Annotated in this window: 5 protein-coding genes; all 5 read left to right on the top strand. The window is 42.4% G+C overall.

What is annotated here, in order from left to right:
• The first annotated feature begins 151 nt into the window (after positions 1–151).
• The 5 genes from QUB52_RS28845 to QUB52_RS28865 all read left to right on the top strand — a co-directional run bounded on the left by QUB52_RS28845 (position 152) and on the right by QUB52_RS28865 (position 2,851).
• Complete coding sequence (locus QUB52_RS28845; protein ID WP_332975651.1) at positions 152–829, top strand: DNA-binding response regulator; 678 nt, start codon at positions 152–154, stop codon at positions 827–829.
• A gap of 310 nt (positions 830–1,139) precedes the next feature.
• On the top strand, positions 1,140–1,538 hold the full coding sequence (locus tag QUB52_RS28850) for a hypothetical protein (protein WP_332975650.1): 399 nt from the start codon (positions 1,140–1,142) through the stop codon (positions 1,536–1,538).
• A 221-nt stretch (positions 1,539–1,759) separates the two neighbouring features.
• A complete protein-coding gene (locus QUB52_RS28855) occupies positions 1,760–2,029 on the top strand; it encodes a hypothetical protein (RefSeq protein ID WP_332975649.1) in 270 nt (89 codons plus the stop codon).
• Positions 2,026–2,454 (top strand): type II toxin-antitoxin system VapC family toxin, encoded by a 429-nt coding sequence (locus QUB52_RS28860; RefSeq protein WP_332975648.1) that lies wholly within the window; start codon positions 2,026–2,028, stop codon positions 2,452–2,454. Before QUB52_RS28855 ends, QUB52_RS28860 begins: the two co-directional genes overlap by 4 nt.
• Positions 2,455–2,491: 37 nt before the next feature.
• Entirely contained in the window at positions 2,492–2,851 is a 360-nt protein-coding gene (locus tag QUB52_RS28865) for a hypothetical protein (protein ID WP_332966455.1), read from the top strand.
• The last annotated feature ends 300 nt before the right edge of the window (positions 2,852–3,151 follow it).

Genomic DNA, 3,151 nt, shown 5'->3' on the forward strand with positions numbered 1-3,151 from the left:
TGGCTTTTCGCTCATCTGACTACATTACCATATTTTTCGGCTCTCAATCAACTATTTTTTACCTGAATCCTTACGTTGCGAAGTTGGTCGCAAAAACGCGGTACAATGATCCACTCAGATCGAACCCTGCCCTGACAGCAGTAAAAAAACCATGCAACCCGAACAAGAACAAGAGATTCTCAACCTGCGCGATCGCCAATTAACGCCCAAACAAATTGCCCGAAAGTTAGGATTGAAAGCATCCGAAGTCAGTACCTTTCTGATATCTCAGGCAGAACAAACAGCCATCGCTAGCGCCGAAAAAGGAGAGTTATTGCCCGTTGCTCAATGTCTCGTGGATGTAAATTTTGCGAAGGTGTTGTTAGGGAATGAAACCTCTGAAACGAGCGGTTTGGGTTTAGTGATGGTTACCCGTTCCAAGGGATACAATCGTTTTGTTGCGGCCTCTTATTTGATCGATTACTGGTGTTTGGGAGTTAAGGATGCCATGCCGCCACGTAACTGCAACGATAGCCAATATAAAAATCTCGTTGGGCATTGTTACTCGCAGTTTGGGCAAGAGTACGAGGAGATTAGTTTAGAGCAAGCACAAGCCCTGGTTTGGGGTGCGATCGCCTATGCCCGAAAATTAGGCTTTGAACCGCATCGCGATTTCGAGGAGTCGAAGGCTCATTTAGGAGAATCAACCAGCGAAATTGGCTTGAAATTCGGTCGTAATGGAAAACCTTGTTATATTGAAGGGCCTTACGATAATACAACGAAAATTATCAATGCGCTCAAAAAGTCTGCGGGAAACGGTAATTTCGATTTCTTGCACGGGATTGGGTAGAAATTGATACGGTTCAGTTAATCCCTAAGAGGTATAAAATCAGCGGTTATATTCCTAGTGTCCGCGCGCGATCGAAATATTTCGATTCCGTCAGGGTTTTTACGATTTTTACCAACAATAACGCAGAATCTCAAAAAAACCCGGTTTCTGGCCACCCGCGCACCATCTAAGAAACCGGGTTTTTACGATTTTTACCAACAATAACGCAGAATCTCAAAAAAACCCGGTTTCTGGCCACCGAGCCCATCTAAATCAAGAGCCGTTGTTTTTTCGTTGGGTTTACGTTAGGATATAGTAAAGAGGTGAAACTATGCAGATTACAAATAAAAAATTTAGGTTGCGAAGCGGTGCAAATTGGACATCGTTTGAGAAGTTTCGTTTGCAGGGCGCAGAAGCACTCAGTTCGATCGCCAATGGTGTCATTGCTACCCTCCAGACAAAAACAGGACAGTACCGCATTATTGAGGAACGTGACTTTCAAGCAATGTATGGACTAGCCCGTGATGTCGATCGCGTCAGGGGAGGATTGCGTGTGGTCATCTTGGCTGTGCGTGCGGCACAAAAACACCCCGATCCAGAGAATCTTGATCTACTTGCTGAAGCAGTTGCTATGCTGGGAGATTTGCCTGAGCTTCCTACCCGCAATAGCTTCGATGGATTAGTTCCAGAGAATTTAGACTTGGATGAGGATGATGAAGCGATCCTGTGATGCTAAAATGTGGCTCTTAGAGGATGAATATGAGCGTTTGAATAGTCGCATTTTACAAGAAGTATGAAACCTAATAAAAGGTGGCGCTTTAGCGCGACAACGTATTTGGGTGTGGTGGGTTGATAACAGACTGACTCCAAAATATCGTCAATGGATACAAGAATATCAGCAGCAGGGCTTAGGAGAATGTATAATTTAGGGTAATTAATTCGGAGGTTGTCATGCTGAGTATAGAGTTGGACAAAGAAACGGAAGCTTATTTAGTAGAAATTCTAGGAATGGAGAAAACTACAAGCGATGAATTAATTAAACGCTTAGTTAAAGATCGCTGGCTGAGTTTACAACCGCGTCAAACTATTGTTGAAAGACGTGGGGGACATCCTGAACATCTGTTAGAAAATGCGCCGCCTGGTTTGTCAGAAAGGGCAAATCGGAAAAAAGCGATCGCAGCTTATTTGGAGAAAAAGCATCCTGAATATCATCCGCAATGACTTATTATCCCATAATTATTGTAGATAGCGGAGTTTTAGTAGCTTACTACAGTGCAAAAGATAGCTATCATCAACAGGTGCGAGTCTTCTTTGAAAGATGTACAAGTAATCTGGTAACTACTGCTAGTTGTGCCACTGAGGTTATGTGGCTACTTGCTCAAGATTGGCGTACACAAAATGAATTTCTTCGCGATCTTGCGACGGAACTTTATGAATGTATCCAATTGCTTCCTGAAGATTTTTCGCGCATTGCTGAACTGAATGAACGGTATGCAGATTTGCCGGGAGATTTTGCTGATTTGTCTCTAATTGCTATTTCTGAACGGCTGAATATTCCGGCAATTGCTACTTTGGATAGTGATTTTGATGTTTATCGACGTTATCGAAAACAGGCTTTTGAGCGCGTGTTTAGACCTGAAGATTGAAGTTATTTGTATCTATCTATCTATGGAGAGTATTTAGATGAGCGGACTTTTTGAGATATTGAGTAAAATTCATAAAAAACCAGGAATGTATATCGGACGAGCTTCTGCGAGCGATCTTTTTATGTTTATAGTCGGTTATAGAACGGCGAGACGGGAGTTGGGATTTGAACCAACACAAAAAGAAATGGAATTTTATGGAGACTTTCAACCCTGGTTGCAAAAGCGATATGAAGTATCAACATCAGGTTCGTGGGCAAGAATAATCGAGTTTTATACTAACAATCAAGAACGAGCTTTTTATCGTTTTTATGAGTTACTTGATGAGTTTTTGCAGCGAGATAGCCATTCAGAAGTAGAGCAAGTTAAGGAAAAAGTCGGTAATGTAACAACTGGATAGTGACTTGTCAAGTTCTGGCCGCCCGCGCAGCATCTAAGAAACCGGGTTTTTACGATTTTTACCAACAATAACGCAGAATCTCAAAAAAAACCCGGTTTCTGGCCACCCGCGCACCATCTAATACCAATTTTAAAAAAGAATGCGTATTCTTGTTCCCCCCCTTTACAAGGGGGGGCTAGGGGGGGTCGAAGAGTGTTGCACGATTTTAGAAAAATGGTATAAGAAACGGGTGCATCTCACTTTGGCGAGTATGCCAAAAAAGGGTTAAAATGAAAAAGCTAGTAAAATTGCCAAATAAAG

Origin of the sequence: Microcoleus sp. A6-C6 (assembly GCF_036705955.1) — a bacterium.
Taxonomy (GTDB): domain Bacteria; phylum Cyanobacteriota; class Cyanobacteriia; order Cyanobacteriales; family Microcoleaceae; genus Microcoleus.

Bases quoted from the DNA above. Each gene is read 5' to 3' on its own strand.
- QUB52_RS28865 (WP_332966455.1), top strand. From the start codon at position 2,492: ATGAGCGGACTTTTTGAGATATTGAGTAAAATTCATAAAAAACCAGGA.
- QUB52_RS28860 (WP_332975648.1), top strand. From the start codon at position 2,026: ATGACTTATTATCCCATAATTATTGTAGATAGCGGAGTTTTAGTAGCT.
- QUB52_RS28845 (WP_332975651.1), top strand. From the start codon at position 152: ATGCAACCCGAACAAGAACAAGAGATTCTCAACCTGCGCGATCGCCAA.
- QUB52_RS28850 (WP_332975650.1), top strand. From the start codon at position 1,140: ATGCAGATTACAAATAAAAAATTTAGGTTGCGAAGCGGTGCAAATTGG.
- QUB52_RS28855 (WP_332975649.1), top strand. From the start codon at position 1,760: ATGCTGAGTATAGAGTTGGACAAAGAAACGGAAGCTTATTTAGTAGAA.